The sequence below is a fragment of the Acinetobacter corruptisaponis genome (genome assembly GCF_030053775.1).
GTDB lineage: Bacteria > Pseudomonadota > Gammaproteobacteria > Pseudomonadales > Moraxellaceae > Acinetobacter > Acinetobacter corruptisaponis.
This window is the reverse complement of the sequence record NZ_CP125669.1, coordinates 1,978,786-1,996,199: the sequence shown is the minus strand read 5'-3', so window position 1 is coordinate 1,996,199 and position 17,414 is coordinate 1,978,786. Positions and strand designations below refer to the sequence as shown.

Annotated in this window: 13 protein-coding genes and 5 tRNA genes; 17 read left to right on the top strand and 1 reads right to left on the bottom strand. The window is 45.4% G+C overall.

Going from position 1 to position 17,414, the window contains the following annotated elements; genetic code table 11:
* The first annotated feature begins 13 nt into the window (after nucleotides 1-13).
* From trpE to QLH32_RS09385, 17 genes are all read left to right on the top strand, one after another.
* A complete protein-coding gene (gene trpE / locus QLH32_RS09465) occupies nucleotides 14-1,507 on the top strand; it encodes an anthranilate synthase component I (protein ID WP_283266037.1) in 1,494 nt (497 codons plus the stop codon).
* 99 nt (nucleotides 1,508-1,606) lie between these two features.
* Nucleotides 1,607-1,682, top strand: a tRNA-Thr gene (locus tag QLH32_RS09460).
* Nucleotides 1,683-1,734: 52 nt separating this feature from the next.
* A tRNA-Tyr gene (locus QLH32_RS09455) sits at nucleotides 1,735-1,818 on the top strand.
* Between the two features lie 33 nt (nucleotides 1,819-1,851).
* Nucleotides 1,852-1,927, top strand: a tRNA-Gly gene (locus QLH32_RS09450).
* 11 nt (nucleotides 1,928-1,938) lie between these two features.
* Nucleotides 1,939-2,013 (top strand) — tRNA-Thr (locus tag QLH32_RS09445).
* Nucleotides 2,014-2,177: 164 nt separating this feature from the next.
* A complete protein-coding gene (tuf, locus tag QLH32_RS09440; protein WP_283266036.1) occupies nucleotides 2,178-3,368 on the top strand; it encodes an elongation factor Tu in 1,191 nt (396 codons plus the stop codon).
* A gap of 54 nt (nucleotides 3,369-3,422) precedes the next feature.
* Nucleotides 3,423-3,498: transfer RNA gene (locus QLH32_RS09435), tRNA-Trp, on the top strand.
* 76 nt (nucleotides 3,499-3,574) lie between these two features.
* On the top strand, nucleotides 3,575-4,015 hold the full coding sequence (gene secE, locus QLH32_RS09430) for a preprotein translocase subunit SecE (protein ID WP_267981522.1): 441 nt from the start codon (nucleotides 3,575-3,577) through the stop codon (nucleotides 4,013-4,015).
* 7 nt (nucleotides 4,016-4,022) lie between these two features.
* Nucleotides 4,023-4,556, top strand: a complete 534-nt coding sequence (gene nusG, locus QLH32_RS09425) for a transcription termination/antitermination protein NusG (protein WP_241335825.1) — start codon at nucleotides 4,023-4,025, stop codon at nucleotides 4,554-4,556.
* Nucleotides 4,557-4,668: 112 nt separating this feature from the next.
* On the top strand, nucleotides 4,669-5,097 hold the full coding sequence (rplK, locus tag QLH32_RS09420) for a 50S ribosomal protein L11 (RefSeq protein WP_004637639.1): 429 nt from the start codon (nucleotides 4,669-4,671) through the stop codon (nucleotides 5,095-5,097).
* Between the two features lie 3 nt (nucleotides 5,098-5,100).
* On the top strand, nucleotides 5,101-5,796 hold the full coding sequence (gene rplA / locus QLH32_RS09415; RefSeq protein ID WP_283266034.1) for a 50S ribosomal protein L1: 696 nt from the start codon (nucleotides 5,101-5,103) through the stop codon (nucleotides 5,794-5,796).
* A gap of 248 nt (nucleotides 5,797-6,044) precedes the next feature.
* Nucleotides 6,045-6,551: a 50S ribosomal protein L10 gene (gene rplJ, locus QLH32_RS09410; protein ID WP_005163057.1), complete on the top strand. Its 507-nt coding sequence runs from the start codon at nucleotides 6,045-6,047 to the stop codon at nucleotides 6,549-6,551.
* Nucleotides 6,552-6,593: 42 nt separating this feature from the next.
* Entirely contained in the window at nucleotides 6,594-6,962 is a 369-nt protein-coding gene (gene rplL, locus QLH32_RS09405) for a 50S ribosomal protein L7/L12 (RefSeq protein WP_087543097.1), read from the top strand.
* A gap of 311 nt (nucleotides 6,963-7,273) precedes the next feature.
* On the top strand, nucleotides 7,274-11,362 hold the full coding sequence (rpoB, locus tag QLH32_RS09400; RefSeq protein WP_283266033.1) for a DNA-directed RNA polymerase subunit beta: 4,089 nt from the start codon (nucleotides 7,274-7,276) through the stop codon (nucleotides 11,360-11,362).
* A gap of 130 nt (nucleotides 11,363-11,492) precedes the next feature.
* Nucleotides 11,493-15,686 (top strand): DNA-directed RNA polymerase subunit beta', encoded by a 4,194-nt coding sequence (gene rpoC / locus QLH32_RS09395; RefSeq protein WP_283266032.1) that lies wholly within the window; start codon nucleotides 11,493-11,495, stop codon nucleotides 15,684-15,686.
* A gap of 163 nt (nucleotides 15,687-15,849) precedes the next feature.
* Nucleotides 15,850-16,215, top strand: a complete 366-nt coding sequence (locus QLH32_RS09390; RefSeq protein ID WP_283266031.1) for a DNA transfer protein p32 — start codon at nucleotides 15,850-15,852, stop codon at nucleotides 16,213-16,215.
* Between the two features lie 229 nt (nucleotides 16,216-16,444).
* On the top strand, nucleotides 16,445-16,804 hold the full coding sequence (locus tag QLH32_RS09385; protein ID WP_279961151.1) for a YMGG-like glycine zipper-containing protein: 360 nt from the start codon (nucleotides 16,445-16,447) through the stop codon (nucleotides 16,802-16,804).
* A 66-nt stretch (nucleotides 16,805-16,870) separates the two neighbouring features.
* On the opposite strand, the gene QLH32_RS09380 is transcribed toward QLH32_RS09385, so the two are convergent.
* Entirely contained in the window at nucleotides 16,871-17,377 is a 507-nt protein-coding gene (locus QLH32_RS09380; RefSeq protein ID WP_279961152.1) for a DUF4442 domain-containing protein, read from the bottom strand.
* Nucleotides 17,378-17,414: the final 37 nt, after the last annotated feature.

Sequence of the window (17,414 nt, the reverse complement as noted above, 5' to 3'; positions counted from 1 at the left end):
ATAGAGAAAATTCATGACCACCCTCGTACAATTTGAGCAACTCAAGGCCGCTGGCTATAACACCATTCCCGTATACCGTCAGCGACTGGCAGATACAGAAACACCACTCTCAGTTTTTGCACGCTTTAAAGAGCAAAAGCAGGCCTACTTATTTGAATCAGTGGAAGGCGGGGAGAACTGGGCGCGTTATTCCATGATCGGCTTGGGCGAGTCAACTGTCTTTTCATGCAATGCGGGCATCCTTACGGTTCAGCAGGCGGATGGTTCCGTATCCCAGCAAGACTGTAACGATCCATTCCAGTATATTCGCGACTTCCAAAGCCAGTTTAAGGTTCCCACCCAAAAAGAATTGCCTGATCTACCTAGCTTTACAGGTGGACTGGTTGGATATTTGGGCTATGACGCTGTTCGTTATATCGAACCAAAATTAAAAAATGTTCCAGCCGCTGACCCTGTCACCTTGCCTGACTTGTGGTTGATGCTGTCCCAAACCGTGATTGTGTTTGACAACCTGAAAGATACGCTGTTCCTGATTCATCATGCCGATGCAAACCAGGCAGATGCCTATATGCAGGCACAGACTAAGCTGGACCAGCTGGAGCAACTGCTTGCAGTCCCTGTCAGTCTACAGGCCAAGCCACATACACCACCGCATTTTGAATCCATCACAGGTAAGGCGAGGTTTCTTGAGACTATTGAAAAGGTCAAGGAATATATCCGCGCTGGTGATGTGATGCAGGTGGTGCCTGGACAGCGGATGGTGTCTGATTTTGATGGTGAAGCCTTGCAGGTTTATCGTGCATTGCGTCATCTCAATCCATCACCCTACCTGTTTTTGGTGCAAGGGCAAACCCTGACAGACCAGAAACCTTTTCATATTGTGGGTTCTTCGCCAGAGATTTTATCCCGTCTGGAAAATGGCATTGCAACTGTACGGCCTTTGGCGGGTACACGACCAAGGGGCAAGACCAAGGAGGAAGACCTAGCGTTGGAGCAGGACTTGCTGGCAGATGAAAAAGAGATTGCTGAGCATTTAATGCTGATTGATCTTGGGCGTAATGATGTGGGGCGTGTCTCCAAGATTGGCAAGGTGCAGGTGACTGATCAAATGGTGATCGAACGCTATTCGCACGTCATGCATATTGTTTCCAATGTGCAGGGAGAGGTGCGTGATGATGTGGATGCGTTGGATGTCTTTAAGGCAACTTTCCCTGCGGGCACGCTTTCAGGCGCACCAAAAATCCGTGCAATGGAGATCATTGATGAAGTTGAGCCTGTAAAGCGTGGCGTATTTGGTGGGGCAGTCGGTTATCTGGGCTGGCATGGGGAGATGGATATGTCGATTGCAATCCGTACCTGTGTCATCCGCGATCAAAAGGTCTATGTACAGGCGGGAGCGGGACTGGTGGCGGACTCAAATCCTGAGTCTGAGTGGAATGAAACCCAGATAAAAGCTCGCGCAGTGATCAAAGCGGTTGAATTATCGTCAAACGGATTGATTTTATGAGTTTTTCGCAGTTTTTCTAAAAAAACTGCTTGCATCATGTGTGAGTTTTGCTAAACTGCACACCGTTCCGATACGAAACGTATCAAACGCTAAGATAAAGCCGGCATAGCTCAGTTGGTAGAGCAACTGACTTGTAATCAGTAGGTCCACAGTTCGAATCCGTGTGCCGGCACCATCTTAAAGTTGATAGGTTGAATAAAGGATGGCACTGCAAGTAAGTGCGATATGGTGGGATTCCCGAGCGGCCAAAGGGGGCAGACTGTAACTCTGCTACGAAAGTTTCGAAGGTTCGAATCCTTCTCCCACCACCATTCGACTTCGATATAAGTGGTCAGTACCAACATGCGGGAGTAACTCAGTTGGTAGAGTGGCAGCCTTCCAAGCTGCATGTCGCGAGTTCGATCCTCGTCTCCCGCTCCATCGAAGAGATCGCTCTTATAGCTCAGTGGTAGAGCACTCCCTTGGTAAGGGAGAGGTCTCGAGTTCAAATCTCGATAAGAGCTCCAGATATACAGCTTAGTAGAGAATATCTACAAAATTTAAAGAAGCAGGCTATTATAGTCTGCTTTTCAAGTATTAGGTGTCTAGTTTTTTAGGCGAATGTCGATAAAGAAAGTTTTTCAGGGTTGTTTTTCTCTAAACTGGTGTCGACGTAAACGAGGAAAATCAAATGGCTAAGGCTAAGTTTGAACGTAATAAACCACACGTAAACGTGGGTACAATTGGTCACGTTGACCATGGTAAAACAACTTTAACTGCTGCGATTGCAACAATCTGTGCAAAAACTTACGGCGGTGAAGCGAAAGACTACTCGCAAATCGACTCGGCTCCTGAAGAAAAGGCACGTGGTATTACCATTAATACTTCTCACGTGGAATACGATTCTCCAATCCGTCACTACGCTCACGTAGACTGCCCAGGCCACGCCGACTATGTTAAAAACATGATCACTGGTGCTGCACAGATGGACGGCGCGATCCTTGTGTGTGCTGCGACTGATGGTCCAATGCCACAAACTCGTGAACACATCCTGCTTTCTCGTCAGGTAGGTGTACCTTACATCATCGTGTTCCTGAACAAGTGTGACCTTGTTGATGATGAAGAATTGCTTGAGTTGGTTGAAATGGAAGTTCGTGAACTTCTTTCTACCTACGACTTCCCAGGTGATGACACGCCAATCATCCGTGGTTCAGCGCTTCAGGCGTTAAACGGTAACGATGGTCAGTATGGCGAGTCTTCTGTTCTTGCACTTGTAGAAGCACTTGACTCTTATATCCCAGAGCCAGAGCGTGCGATTGACAAGCCATTCCTAATGCCAATCGAAGACGTGTTCTCGATTTCTGGCCGTGGTACAGTGGTAACAGGTCGTGTGGAAGCAGGTATCATCAAAGTTGGTGAGACTGTTGAGATTGTTGGTATCCGTGATACAGTTGCAACGACTGTAACTGGCGTTGAAATGTTCCGTAAACTTCTTGACGAAGGCCGTGCGGGCGAGAACTGTGGTATCCTTCTTCGTGGTACCAAGCGTGAAGACGTACAACGTGGTCAGGTACTTGCTAAGCCAGGTACAATCAAGCCACACACTAAATTCGATGCGGAAGTATACGTACTTTCTAAAGAAGAAGGTGGTCGCCACACTCCATTCCTTAACGGTTACCGTCCACAGTTCTACTTCCGTACAACTGACGTAACTGGCGCGATCAAACTACAGGATGGCGTTGAAATGGTTATGCCTGGTGACAACGTAGAAATGTCAGTAGAGTTAATCCACCCAATCGCAATGGACCCAGGTCTACGTTTTGCGATCCGTGAAGGTGGCCGTACTGTAGGTGCTGGTGTTGTTGCGAAAGTAACTGCATAAGCTCCATACTGTGTTAGACTCAAATCGAAAGCTTCGGCTTTCGATTTGCATCATAGGCCAGTAGTTCAATTGGTAGAGCGTCGGTCTCCAAAACCGAATGTTGGGGGTTCGAGTCCCTCCTGGCCTGCCACTTTTTTTAAATAAAAAAGCTTGATTCTGGCTAAGTTGTCATATAATAAGTCGCGAATTCTACGACGAGTAAAAAAATGTCGAATGATAAATCGCGTGACGCATTAAGCGACGCGCCAATCCCTCAAAGAAATAATGCTGTAGAAGTTGTTGGTTCAGGTTCTCCGCTGGATGCTGTCCTGTGGTTGATTGCGATTGCCTTATTGATCGGTTCAGCATTGGTGAATCAGCATTTACCTGCCTACTGGGCACCAGCAAATGACATTTGGGTGCGTATTGGGGTAATTTTGGCTTGTGTCGTGGTCGCTTTAGGTTTATTATACGCCACCCATCAAGGTAAAGGCTTTGTGCGTTTATTGCAGGATGCGCGAATTGAACTGCGTCGAGTGACCTGGCCAACAAAACAAGAGACGATCACGACATCGTGGCAAGTGCTTTTGGTTGTGATTGTTGCATCATTGGTTTTATGGTGTTTCGATTACGGGTTAGGTTGGTTTATTAAGTTAATTATCGGGTAAGAGTGCGATGAAACGTTGGTATATTATTCATGCCTATTCAGGTTTTGAAAAGCAAGTGATGCGTTCACTGAATGACCGAATCCAGCGCAGCACTGTTGCTGATAGCTTTGGTGAAGTCCTTGTTCCTACTGAAGAAGTAGTTGAAATGAAGGATGGTAAGAAGCGTAAGTCTGAGCGTAAGTTCTTTCCAGGCTATGTATTGGTCGAAATGGAAATGAATGATGATACTTGGCACATTGTAAAAGAATGTCCAAAGGTTCTTGGTTTTATCGGTGGTACACCAGAAAAGCCAGCACCGATCTCACAACGTGAAGCTGATGCGATTCTTGCGCGTGTACGTAACACTGGTGAGGCACCACGTCCTAAGACGATGTTTGAACCAGGTGAAGAATTGCTTGTTATTGATGGTCCGTTCACTGACTTTAAAGGGGTCGTGGAGGAAGTACAATACGAGAAGTCACGTTTAACGTTGACAATTAATGTATTTAATCGACCAACCCAGGTTGAACTCGAGTTTCGCCAAGTCGAAAAAACGATTTAATCTGTGTAGGTTGATAAGCGCCCGATCTGATCGGGCATTGTTGTTCTAACACTTCGGTGTTGTTTAATTTTTTGGGGAGCCTGGCGGCGTCTGTACCCAGAGGTAATTTTCAATGGCTAAGAAGATTGACGGCTATATCAAGCTGCAAGTTCCAGCTGGTAAAGCGAATCCATCTCCACCAATTGGTCCTGCTTTAGGTCAACGTGGTGTAAACATCATGGCATTCTGTAAAGAATTCAATGCTGCTACACAAAAACTTGAAGTTGGTTTGCCAATTCCTGTCGTGATCACTGTGTACAACGATAAGTCGTTCACTTTCATCATGAAAACTCCACCTGCATCTATTCTTCTCAAGAAAGCTGCTGGTATTCAAAAGGGTTCTTCTGTACCGAACAAAACCAAGGTTGGTAAGTTGACCCGTGCTCAGTTAGAAGAAATCGCGACTACTAAAGAACCAGACTTAACTGGTGCTGACTTAGACGCTCGTGTGCGTACCATTGCTGGTTCTGCACGTTCTATGGGCTTGGAAGTGGAGCTATAAGACATGGCAAAGTTAACTAAACGTCAAAAAGCCATTGCTGCTGCTGTTGAAGCAAACAAAGTTTACACTTTGGAAGAAGCGGTACAAGTTCTTAACAGCCTTCCAGCTGCGAAGTTCAAGGAATCTTTGGACATCTCTGTAAACCTTGGCGTAGACCCTCGTAAATCTGACCAGGTTGTTCGTGGTGCGACAACTTTGCCTGCGGGTACTGGTAAAACTGTACGTGTTGCAGTGTTTGCTCAGGGCGCTGCTGCTGAAGCTGCGAAAGAAGCTGGTGCGGACATCGTTGGTTTTGATGACCTTGCTGAAAGTATTCAAGGTGGAAACCTTGACTTTGACGTGGTGATTGCTGCTCCAGATGCAATGCGCGTTGTAGGTAAGCTAGGTACGATTCTTGGTCCACGTGGCTTAATGCCAAACCCTAAAGTGGGTACGGTAACGCCTGACGTTGCGAACGCGGTTAAGAATGCCAAATCTGGTCAGGCACGTTACCGTGTAGACAAAGCTGGTATCATCCACGCTGCGATTGGTCAGCTTGGCTTTAGCGAAGAAGCTGTACGTCAAAACGTTGAGACTTTAATTGCAGACTTGAAACGTTTAAAACCTGCAACTTCTAAAGGTGTATACGTTAAGAAGATCACTTTAAGCTCGACTATGGGTCCAGGTCTTACTGTTGACGTAAACAACGTTTCTAAGTAATTAGACAGAATTTTAAAGCCTCGGGCTCTTTTGTTGAAAGAGGGTCTGAGCAAACTTTGAATTGGTAAATGAATATTTATCAGCGTCAAAGACCTCAGGCGAGAAGTGTTTTCGGATACTTTTCTTAAAAATTCAGCCTGAGTAGACGTGGTGGTGTGATTTGTTCCTCCTCCACGTGTAAGTCGAAAGGCTTACGAATTGGGAGTGTGCCTGTATGGGTGCATAAATCACCGTTAGGAGGTTTTACAATGGCTCTTCTTATCGAAGGCAAAAAACAGATCGTTGCAGAAGTAAGCGAAGTTGCTTCTAAGGCGTTTTCTGTTGTTGTGGCTAACTATCAAGGTTCAAGCGTAGAGCAGTTGACACAACTTCGTGTTGAAGCTCGTAAGTTGGGTGTTACAACGCGTATCGTACGTAACACTTTGGCTAAGCGCGCATTAGAAGGTACTCAATTCGATATCTTAAATGACAACCTTGTTGGCCCAACCATTCTCGGTTTCTCCACTTCTGAAGATGACATGGGTGCAGCTGCACGCTTGTTCGAAGAATTTGCGAAAACTAACAAAGCATTTGAACTTAAAGCTGCCGCATTTGACGGTAAGGTTTATCAAGGTGCTGACGTTAGCGTAATTGCAAACCTTCCGAACCAAGAAAAAGCGCTTACTATGCTCGCGTCTGTTCTTCAAGCTCCTATTTCGAAATTGGGTCGCCTCATTACGGCACTCAAAGAGAAAAACGAGTCAGAAGCGGCTTAATCCTATTTTCACACCATTCAATATCCATTTGGAGTTATTCTCATGGCTTTAACAAACGAAGAAATCTTAAACGCAGTTGCTGAAAAAACTGTTCTTGAACTTGTTGAATTAATCTCTGCTTTCGAAGAGAAATTTAACGTATCTGCTGCTGCTGTTGCTGTTGCTGCTGCTCCAGGCGCTGCTGCTGCTGTTGAAGAACAAACTGAATTCAACGTTGAGTTGACTTCTTTCGGCGCGAACAAAGTTGCTGTAATTAAAGCAGTTCGTGAAGCAACTGGTCTTGGTCTTAAAGAAGCGAAAGATCTTGTTGAAGGCGCTCCTGCTGTTCTTAAGGAAGGCGTTTCTAAAGAAGAAGGCGAAGAGCTTAAGAAGAAGCTTGAAGAAGCTGGTGCTACAGTTACACTTAAGTAATACTGTAGGGAGTCGATTATTTTTGATAATCGGCTCCAAAAAATGGCTGATGGCTCTTGGGTCATCAGCCTTTTTGCGTTACAATAATCGGCTCGTTTTTTGTTAGTTTTACGGTTTTTGAACGTATTTTTTAGATAAACGATGAAATATCAAATGCTTACCAATATTTTTTTGCCTATAAAAATATTGTTAAGCGTTTTAATACCACTAAAAATTGCAGCATTTGTAAACAGTGGTGGCCATATCGGCCTGCGTAATTCTTTCCAAACCCGTTCTGCAGGCGGGATTGGTTTACTTTCCGAGGACTCCAGATGGCATACTCATATACCGAAAAGAAACGGATCCGTAAGAATTTTGGTAAATTGCCCCATGTAATGGAAGCACCGTACTTACTATCGATTCAGGTCGATTCGTACCGTACATTCCTACAAGGCGGCAAAACTCCAAAAAATCGCGAAGATATCGGTCTCCAAGCCGCATTTCGTTCAGTTTTTCCTATTGAAAGTTATTCTGGCAATGCTGCTTTAGAATTTGTTGAGTATAGCCTTGGTAAACCAGAGTTTGACGTACGTGAATGTATTTTACGTGGTTCAACTTATGCGGCACCAATGCGCGTAAAGATTCGTTTGATCATCAAGGATCGTGAAACGAAATCAATTAAAGACGTTCGTGAACAAGAAGTTTACATGGGTGAAATGCCACTCATGACCGATAACGGTACGTTCGTGATCAACGGTACTGAGCGTGTGATCGTATCTCAGTTACACCGTTCACCAGGCGTGTTCTTTGACCATGACAAGGGTAAAACCCACTCAAGCGGTAAAGTGTTGTATTCAGCACGTATCATTCCTTACCGTGGTTCATGGTTAGACTTTGAATTTGATGCAAAAGACTTGGTATTCGTACGTATTGACCGTCGTCGTAAATTATTGGCGACTGTGATCTTACGTGCCTTGAATTATAGCAATGAACAAATCCTGAATTTGTTCTATGAAAAAGTACCTGTATATCTTGATATGGGTAGCTACCAGATTGACCTCGTTCCAGATCGCCTGCGTGGTGAAATGGCGCAATTTGATATCTTGGACAATGATGGCAAAGCAATCGTTGAACAAGGTAAACGTATTAATGCACGTCACGTACGTCAAATGGAAGCAGCTAACCTGGCGAAGCTTTCTGTACCTGATGAATATTTATATGAGCGTATTACTGCTGAAGACATTACACTGAAAAGCGGTGATGTGATTCCTGCCAATACTGTACTTAGCCATGACATCATGGTGAAGATTGCTGAAGGTGGTGTGAAGCAGTTTAACATCCTGTTCACCAACGACATCGACCGTGGTCCTTTTGTTGCAGATACATTGCGTGCGGATACCACAACAGGCCGTGAAGAAGCGCTGGTTGAAATCTATAAAGTCATGCGTCCAGGCGAGCCACCAACGAAAGAAGCCGCTGAAAACTTATTCAACAACCTGTTCTTCTCTTCTGAGCGTTATGACCTTTCTCCAGTTGGTCGTATGAAGTTCAACCGTCGTTTGGGCCGTCCTTACGAAGTCGGTACTGATCAGAAGTCGCGTGAAGTTGAAGGTATTTTATCGCACGAAGATATCATTGATGTACTGCGTACATTGGTTGAAATCCGTAACGGTAAAGGTGAAGTCGATGATATCGACCACTTGGGTAACCGTCGTGTGCGTTCTGTGGGTGAAATGACAGAGAACCAGTTCCGTGTGGGTCTGGTTCGTGTTGAACGTGCTGTTAAAGAGCGTTTAAGCCAGGCAGAAACAGATAACCTGTCTCCACAAGACTTAATCAACGCGAAACCAGTTGCTGCTGCAATCAAGGAATTCTTTGGTTCAAGCCAGTTGTCTCAGTTCATGGACCAAAACAACCCATTGTCTGAGATTACACACAAACGTCGTGTATCTGCGCTTGGTCCTGGTGGTTTGACTCGTGAACGTGCGGGCTTTGAAGTACGTGACGTACATCAAACTCACTACGGTCGTGTTTGTCCAATTGAAACGCCTGAAGGTCCAAACATTGGTTTGATCAACTCGCTTTCTGTTTATGCGAAAGCAAACGACTTTGGTTTCCTGGAAACACCATACCGTAAAGTTGTAGATGGCCGTGTAACGGATGATGTTGAATATCTATCTGCAATTGAAGAAGTGGGTACTGTCATTGCACAGGCTGACTCCGCTGTTGATAAAGATGGCAACCTGACTGAAGAAATGGTTTCTGTCCGTCATCAAGGTGAATTCGTACGTATGTCGCCTGAGCGCGTCACCCATATGGACGTTTCTGCACAGCAGGTTGTTTCAGTTGCCGCATCATTGATTCCATTCCTTGAACACGATGACGCGAACCGTGCCTTGATGGGTTCGAACATGCAACGTCAGGCTGTTCCTACATTGCGTGCTGACAAGCCGCTTGTTGGTACAGGTATGGAAGCAAACGTAGCACGTGACTCAGGTGTGTGTGTAATTGCTAACCGCGGTGGTGCGATTGAATATGTTGATGCATCTCGTATCGTGATTCGTGTCAACGAAGATGAAATGATTGCGGGTGAAGCGGGTGTAGATATCTACAACCTGATCAAATATACCCGTTCTAACCAGAATACCTGTATTAACCAAAATGTCATCGTTAATTTGGGCGACAAAGTTGCTCGTGGTGATATCTTGGCTGATGGTCCATCGACTGACATGGGGGAACTTGCGCTTGGTCAAAACATGCGCGTCGCGTTCATGACATGGAACGGTTATAACTATGAAGACTCGATCCTGCTTTCTGAGCGTGTACTTCAAGAAGATCGTTTAACGTCGATTCACATTCAGGAATTGTCATGTGTCGCACGTGATACCAAGTTAGGCGCAGAAGAAATCACTGCCGATATTCCTAACGTTGGTGAGGCTGCACTGTCTAAACTGGATGAGTCAGGTATTGTTTATATCGGTGCTGAAGTAACTGCGGGTGACATCCTTGTTGGTAAGGTAACGCCTAAAGGTGAAACTCAGTTAACACCTGAAGAAAAACTGCTTCGCGCAATCTTTGGTGAAAAAGCGGCTGACGTAAAAGATTCATCTTTACGTGTTCCGTCTGGTACTAAAGGTACAGTGATTGATGTTCAAGTCTTCACACGTGATGGTTTGGAAAAAGATGAACGTGCACAGGCAATTGAAAAAGCTCAGCTTGATGCATACCGTAAAGACTTGAAAGAAGAATACAAAATCTTCGAAGAAGCAGCACGTGAACGTATTGTTCGCTTGTTGAAAGGTCAGGAATCTAACGGTGGTGGTACAACCAAACGTGGTGACAAGCTTTCTGAAGACCTATTGTCTGGTTTAGAGCTGGTTGATCTACTTGAAATCCAGCCAAATGACGAAGCAATTGCTGAACGTTTAACTCAGATTCAGGTATTCCTGAAAGAGAAGAGCTACGAGATTGATGAGAAGTTTGCTGAGAAGAAACGCAAACTTTCGACTGGTGATGAGTTAACAACTGGCGTATTGAAAGTTGTTAAGGTTTACCTTGCAGTTAAACGTCGTATCCAGCCTGGTGACAAGATGGCGGGTCGTCATGGTAACAAGGGTGTTGTATCAAACATCCTGCCTGTTGAAGACATGCCGCATGATATCAATGGTGTACCTGTTGACATCGTACTGAATCCATTGGGTGTACCATCTCGTATGAACGTGGGTCAGATTCTTGAGACTCACTTGGGTATGGCAGCCAAAGGTTTGGGTGAGCAAATCGACAAGATGCTGCAACAGCAACGTGCGGTTGCAGAATTGCGTGTGTTCCTTGACAAGATTTACAACAAGGTGGGTGGTGAGCAGGAAGAGCTTGATAGCCTGACTGATGAAGAAGTCTTGAAACTTGCGGGCAACCTGCGTGCAGGTGTGCCTTTGGCAACACCAGTATTTGATGGTGCAGAAGAAAGTCAGATCAAGGAATTACTTGAACTTGCTGAATTGCCACGTTCTGGTCAAACGGTATTGTTTGACGGGCGTACAGGTGAACAGTTTGACCGTCCTGTCACTGTGGGTTACATGTACATGCTCAAATTGAACCACTTGGTTGATGACAAGATGCATGCGCGTTCAACGGGCTCTTACTCACTTGTGACTCAACAGCCGCTGGGTGGTAAGGCACAGTTCGGTGGTCAGCGTTTCGGTGAGATGGAAGTATGGGCACTGGAAGCATACGGTGCAGCATATACCCTTCAGGAGATGCTTACTGTTAAGTCGGATGACGTTGAAGGCCGTACCCGCATCTATAAGAACATTGTAGATGGCAACCATTATATGGACCCAGGTATGCCTGAATCGTTCAACGTATTGACCAAAGAGATCCGTTCTTTAGGTATCAACATTGAACTGAAAAATGGTGACTAAGACTCTCCCTTAACCCCTCTTCACGGAGAGGGGAAAAGCCCTCCTTTTATAAAGGAGGATTTTTCAGTTAAAAAACAATATTTGTGACCCAGTCGGGTGGGCCTGGCTCCCCGACACACGGAGAAAAAAATTGAAAGACTTGCTCGATATCATGCGTAAGAAAACGGATTCAGATGGTCATACACCAGTTGAATTTGACCGTATCCGTATTGGTCTTGCGTCACCAGAGATGATTAAGTCATGGTCTCACGGTGAAGTTAAAAAGCCTGAAACCATTAACTACCGTACTTTTAAACCTGAACGTGACGGTTTGTTCTGTGCCAAGATCTTTGGTCCAGTAAAAGATTATGAATGCTTGTGTGGTAAATACAAGCGTATGAAATACAAAGGTGTCATTTGTGAAAAATGTGGCGTTGAGGTAACAACCGCCAAAGTTCGTCGTGAGCGTATGGGTCACATCGAACTTGCATCTCCAGTTGCGCATATCTGGTTCCTGAAATCATTACCGAGCCGTATTGGCTTGCTTCTTGATATGACATTACGTGATATCGAGCGCGTATTGTATTTCGAATCTTATGTAGTGACTGATCCTGGTATGACTCCGTTTGAAAAGTATCAACTTTTAACGGATGAAGAATACTACAATGCACTTGAAGAACATGGTGATGAATTCACTGCGAAAATGGGTGCGGAAGCAGTTCAGGATTTGTTAAAAGACATCGACCTTGAAGCGGAAATTGCACGTTTACGTGAAGAAATTCCTCAAACAACCTCTGAGACGAAACTTAAAAAAGCGTCTAAGCGTTTGAAATTGATGGAAGCTTTCAAGGAATCGAACAACAAGCCTGAATGGATGGTGATGAATGTACTGCCAGTACTTCCACCAGACTTACGTCCGTTGGTACCACTTGAAGGTGGTCGTTTCGCGACTTCAGACCTGAACGATCTATACCGTCGTGTGATCAACCGTAACAACCGTTTGAAGCGTCTTCTTGACCTTGCAGCGCCAGACATTATCGTACGTAACGAAAAACGTATGTTGCAGGAGTCTGTAGATGCGTTGCTGGATAATGGTCGTCGTGGCCGTGCGATTACAGGTTCAAACAAACGTCCATTGAAATCTTTGGCAGACATGATCAAGGGTAAACAAGGTCGTTTCCGTCAGAACTTACTTGGTAAGCGTGTTGACTATTCTGGTCGTTCGGTGATTACCGTTGGCCCTACTTTACGTCTGCACCAATGTGGTCTTCCGAAGAAAATGGCACTTGAACTGTTCAAGCCATTCATTTTCGCGAAACTACAAGCCTCTGGTCAGGCAACAACCATTAAAGCTGCGAAGAAAATGGTTGAGCGTGAGACAGCAGAAGTTTGGGACGTTCTTGCTTCTGTGATTCGTCAACATCCAGTCATGTTGAACCGTGCGCCAACACTTCACCGTCTAGGTCTTCAGGCATTTGAACCGATCCTGATCGAAGGTAAGGCAATCCGTCTTCACCCACTCGTTTGTGCCGCGTTCAACGCCGACTTCGATGGTGACCAAATGGCGGTACACGTTCCATTGACATTGGAAGCACAGTTAGAAGCACGTGCACTGATGATGTCAACCAACAACATCCTGTCACCTGCAAACGGTGAGCCGATCATCGTTCCTTCTCAGGACGTGGTCCTGGGTCTTTACTACATCACCCGTGATGCGGTAAATGCCAAGGGTGAGGGCATGGTGTTTGCGGATACGCATGAAGTGAACCGTGCCTTGGCGACAGGTAAAGTGAATATTCATGCACGTGTCAAAGTACGTGTACATCAAACCGTGATTGATGAAAATGGTCATCGTGAAAAGCAGACCATTATTGTTGATACAACCCCAGGCCGCTGCCTGTTGTGGGAAGTGGTTCCACAAGGCTTAAGCTTTGACATGATCAACCTTGAGATGACCAAGAAAAACATCTCGAAGTTAATCAACTCTTGCTATCGTAAGCTTGGTTTGAAAGACACAGTTATCTTCGCTGACCAGTTGATGTATTTGGGCTTCCGTCAAGCGACGCGTTCAGGTGTGTCCGTCGGTATGGAAGACATGCTGATTCCGCCAACCAAACAGGTCATTATTGACAAGGCAGAAACTGAAGTTCGTGAAATTGAACAACAGTTTGAGCAAGGTTTCGTAACTGCGGGTGAGCGTTATAACAAGGTTGTCGATATCTGGGCACGTACTAACGACCAGGTTGCGAAAGCGATGATGGACAACTTGTCTTATACCCTTGTGAAAAACAAGCAGGGTGAAGATGAGAAACAGAAATCATTCAACTCAATTTATATGATGTCTGACTCGGGTGCCCGTGGTAGTGCGGCGCAGATCCGTCAGCTTGCTGGTATGCGTGGCTTGATGGCGAAACCAGATGGCTCGATCATTGAGACACCAATTAAGGCAAACTTCCGTGAAGGTTTGACTGTACTTCAGTACTTCATCTCGACACACGGTGCGCGTAAAGGTTTGGCCGATACCGCATTGAAAACTGCGAACTCTGGTTACCTGACCCGTCGTCTTGTAGACGTGGCACAAGATTTAGTTATTACTGAATCTGACTGTGGTACAGCTGGCGGCCTGGTGATGACACCATTCATTCAGGGTGGTGACGTGATTGAACCATTACGCGATCGTGTATTGGGGCGTGTAACTGCGGAAGACGTACGTCGTGCATCTGATGATGAAGTGGTTCTTCCACGTGGTACCTTAATTGACGAGAAAATCGCTGCCCAGCTTGAAGAAGCGGGTGTCGATGAAGTTAAAGTTCGTTCAGTTATTGCGTGTGAATCTACATTTGGCGTATGTGCGAAATGTTATGGCCGTGACCTTGCACGTGGTCACTTGGTGAACCCAGGTGAATCTGTTGGTGTAATGGCTGCACAGTCAATTGGTGAGCCAGGTACACAGTTAACCATGCGTACGTTCCACGTGGGTGGTGCTGCGAGCCGAACCTCTGCTGCAAACAGTGTTCAAGTCCGTAACAAAGGTACTGTACGTTTCCACAACGTGAAAACTGTACAACATGCCAAAGGTCACTTGGTATCTGTTTCACGTTCAGGTGAAATTGGTATTGCGGATGACTTGGGACGTGAGCGCGAGCGTTATAAACTTCCTTACGGTGCAAGCATCTTGTTGAAAGATGGTGAAGCTGTGGAAGCTGGTGGTATCGTGGCGACTTGGGATCCACATACACATCCACTCGTTACCGAAGTTGCAGGTAAGGCACGTTTCAGCCAGATCGCTGATGGTGTAACTGCAACCTCTAAGACTGATGATGCAACAGGTATGACCACTGTTGAAATCTTGCCTGTAACAGCACGTCCTGCTTCTGGTAAAGATTTACGTCCTGCAATCGTGTTGGATACAACCGATGGCGGCGAACAGTTCTACTTCCTGCCACAAAACACAATTGTAACTGTCCGTGATGGCGAAACAATTGGTGTGGGTGACGTTATTGGTCGTGTACCACAGGAATCTTCACGTACCCGTGACATTACGGGTGGTCTGCCACGCGTAGCTGACTTGTTCGAAGCACGTAAGCCGAAAGAGCATGCGATCTTGGCAGAAGTGTCTGGTATCGTGAGCTTTGGTAAAGAGACCAAAGGTAAGAACCGTTTAGTGATCACACCAGATGATGGTTCGGAGATCTACGAAGAATTGATTCCAAAATGGCGTCAAATCAACGTGTTCGAAGGTGAGCATGTCAACCGTGGTGAGACTATTTCTGATGGTCCACAAAACCCACATGACATCTTACGCTTGAAAGGCGAAGTGGCATTGACCAACTACATCGTGAACGAAGTTCAGGACGTTTACCGTCTGCAAGGTGTAAAAATCAACGATAAGCACATTGAAGTTGTTGTACGTCAAATGTTGCGTAAAGTTGATATCACTGATGGTGGTGACACAAGCTTCATCAAGGGCGAGCAAGTGGATTACATCCGCGTTGTTCAGGAGAACCAGGCTGTCTTGGCTCAGAACAAGTTCCCAGCGAAGTTTGAACGTCAATTGATGGGTATCACCAAAGCGTCGCTTTCTACTGACTCATTCATCTCTGCTGCATCGTTCCAGGAAACAACACGCGTGTTAACTGAAGCTGCTGTAACAGGTAAAGAAGATGACTTACGTGGCTTGAAAGAAAACGTTGTTGTGGGTCGCTTGATCCCAGCAGGTACAGGTCTTGCGTATCACCTAGAGCGTCGTCGTCAGGAAGCGGAAGCTGCTGAATTTGAACTTCACAATGATTTCAGTGAAGTTGATCAGGCATTTAGTCAAGCGTTGAACTCAGACCAGTTCTAAGTTCCAGCAAATCAAAGAAGGCACCTTGCGGTGCCTTTTTTGTCGAAAAAACAAGCAAATGTTACAAAAACACATTACAGCATCAGCACTTGATTACTTAATCAGGGTAAATGCTTCATGAAAGCAGTCTATGCTACGTTCAATTGAGAGAGGAGAAGTTCTAATGAAAAAAGTGATGATGATTGCGGGTGTTGGTCTAATGTCAACCACATTGTTTGTGGGTTGCCAAAATGTAAGTCCAGAAAATAAGCGTATTGGTTCGGCTGCCATTGGTGGTGGTGCAGGTGGTGCTGTCGGAAAAGGTCTAGGCGGTAATATTGGCGCTGGACTGGGTGCGGCGATTGGTGCGGGTGTTGCTGCCAATGCAAAAGGTGCGAATAGTAAAAACACCAGAAACAGTGCGATTGGTGCTGGTGTGGGTGCGGCTCTGGGTGGCGCGGTTCTGGGGGGAGAGGCTGGTGCTGCGGTAGGTGGCGCACTGGGCGGTAGTGCTGGCGCAGCGTATGGTGAGAAAAAAGGCAAGTACTAAATACTAGAATTTAGAAGTACGCCAAGTATTGTTTAAAAATCAGGAAGAAGCCCTTGTCTAGGATAAGGGCTTCTTTTTGTCATTTAAAGCGTCAATTTAATGATGATAAAAATGGATAGTCTTTACAAAACATTAATCGATTGGGACATTCCAATAACACAATAAGATCAAACTCCCCATAAAAGAAGATTATGCTTTTTAGTAGAACCGAACAGGAGTGAGTATAGTCATGAAAAAAACAATGGGTTTAGTTTCTACTTTGATGTTATCGGCGGTGATGTTTACAGGCTGCCAGAATATGACCCCATCTGACCAGCGTATTGGTGCGGCGGCGCTTGGTGGTGCTGTCGGTGGTGGCGTAGGTAATCATGTGGGTGGTGGTCTTGGTGCAGGTGTCGGTGCGGCAGCTGGCGCAGGTGTCGGTGCAAACGCCAAGGGTGGTAGCAGCAATTCAACCACAAGCAGTGCCATTGGTGCAGGTATTGGTTCCGTAATCGGTAAATCAATCTTTGGTGGTGATTCTGGTGCTGCTATTGGTGGCGCAATCGGTGGTGGTGCTGGTGCAGCCATTCAGGAGAAGAAAAAATAAGTTTTATCTGATTGATTTAAAAATGCCTGCAACTGATTGCAGGCATTTTATTTGAAAAAAGACTGGTTAAGAGCTGGCTTTGGGTTTCTTACGACGGATGTATAAAACCTTTTCAACTTCTGCAATTCGCGTTCCCGCATCATCCACAATATTCAATGTATAGTTTCGAAACACAGATTCATGATTTTCAGCCAGTTGCTTAATTTCCGCAATTTCAGTGGCACTGAGCTGTATATCCGCATAGACGGTGCTGCGACCTGGTGACAGGAAATTAATCGAGGCACTTTTATCCCACACAATGTATTTATGGCCTAAATGGTGCATCAGGATCAGCATATAAAATGGGTCAACCATTGAATATAAACTGCCACCAAAATGTGTCCCAACAATGTTACGGTTTTTTCGGGTGAGCGGCATTTTGACACGGATGTGGTAATTGTCCAGATCAATGGTTTCAATTGCGATTCCTGCACCACGGTAAGGGGAGTAGTGGTTGATCATAAATTTGGAAACTACAGGAATGGTTCGAATTTTTTTGAAAATGTCTTTCATGGTCAATTTTTTTTCTTGCAACTCTATTCATACTCCATAAGTATCATTTTTATTGTAT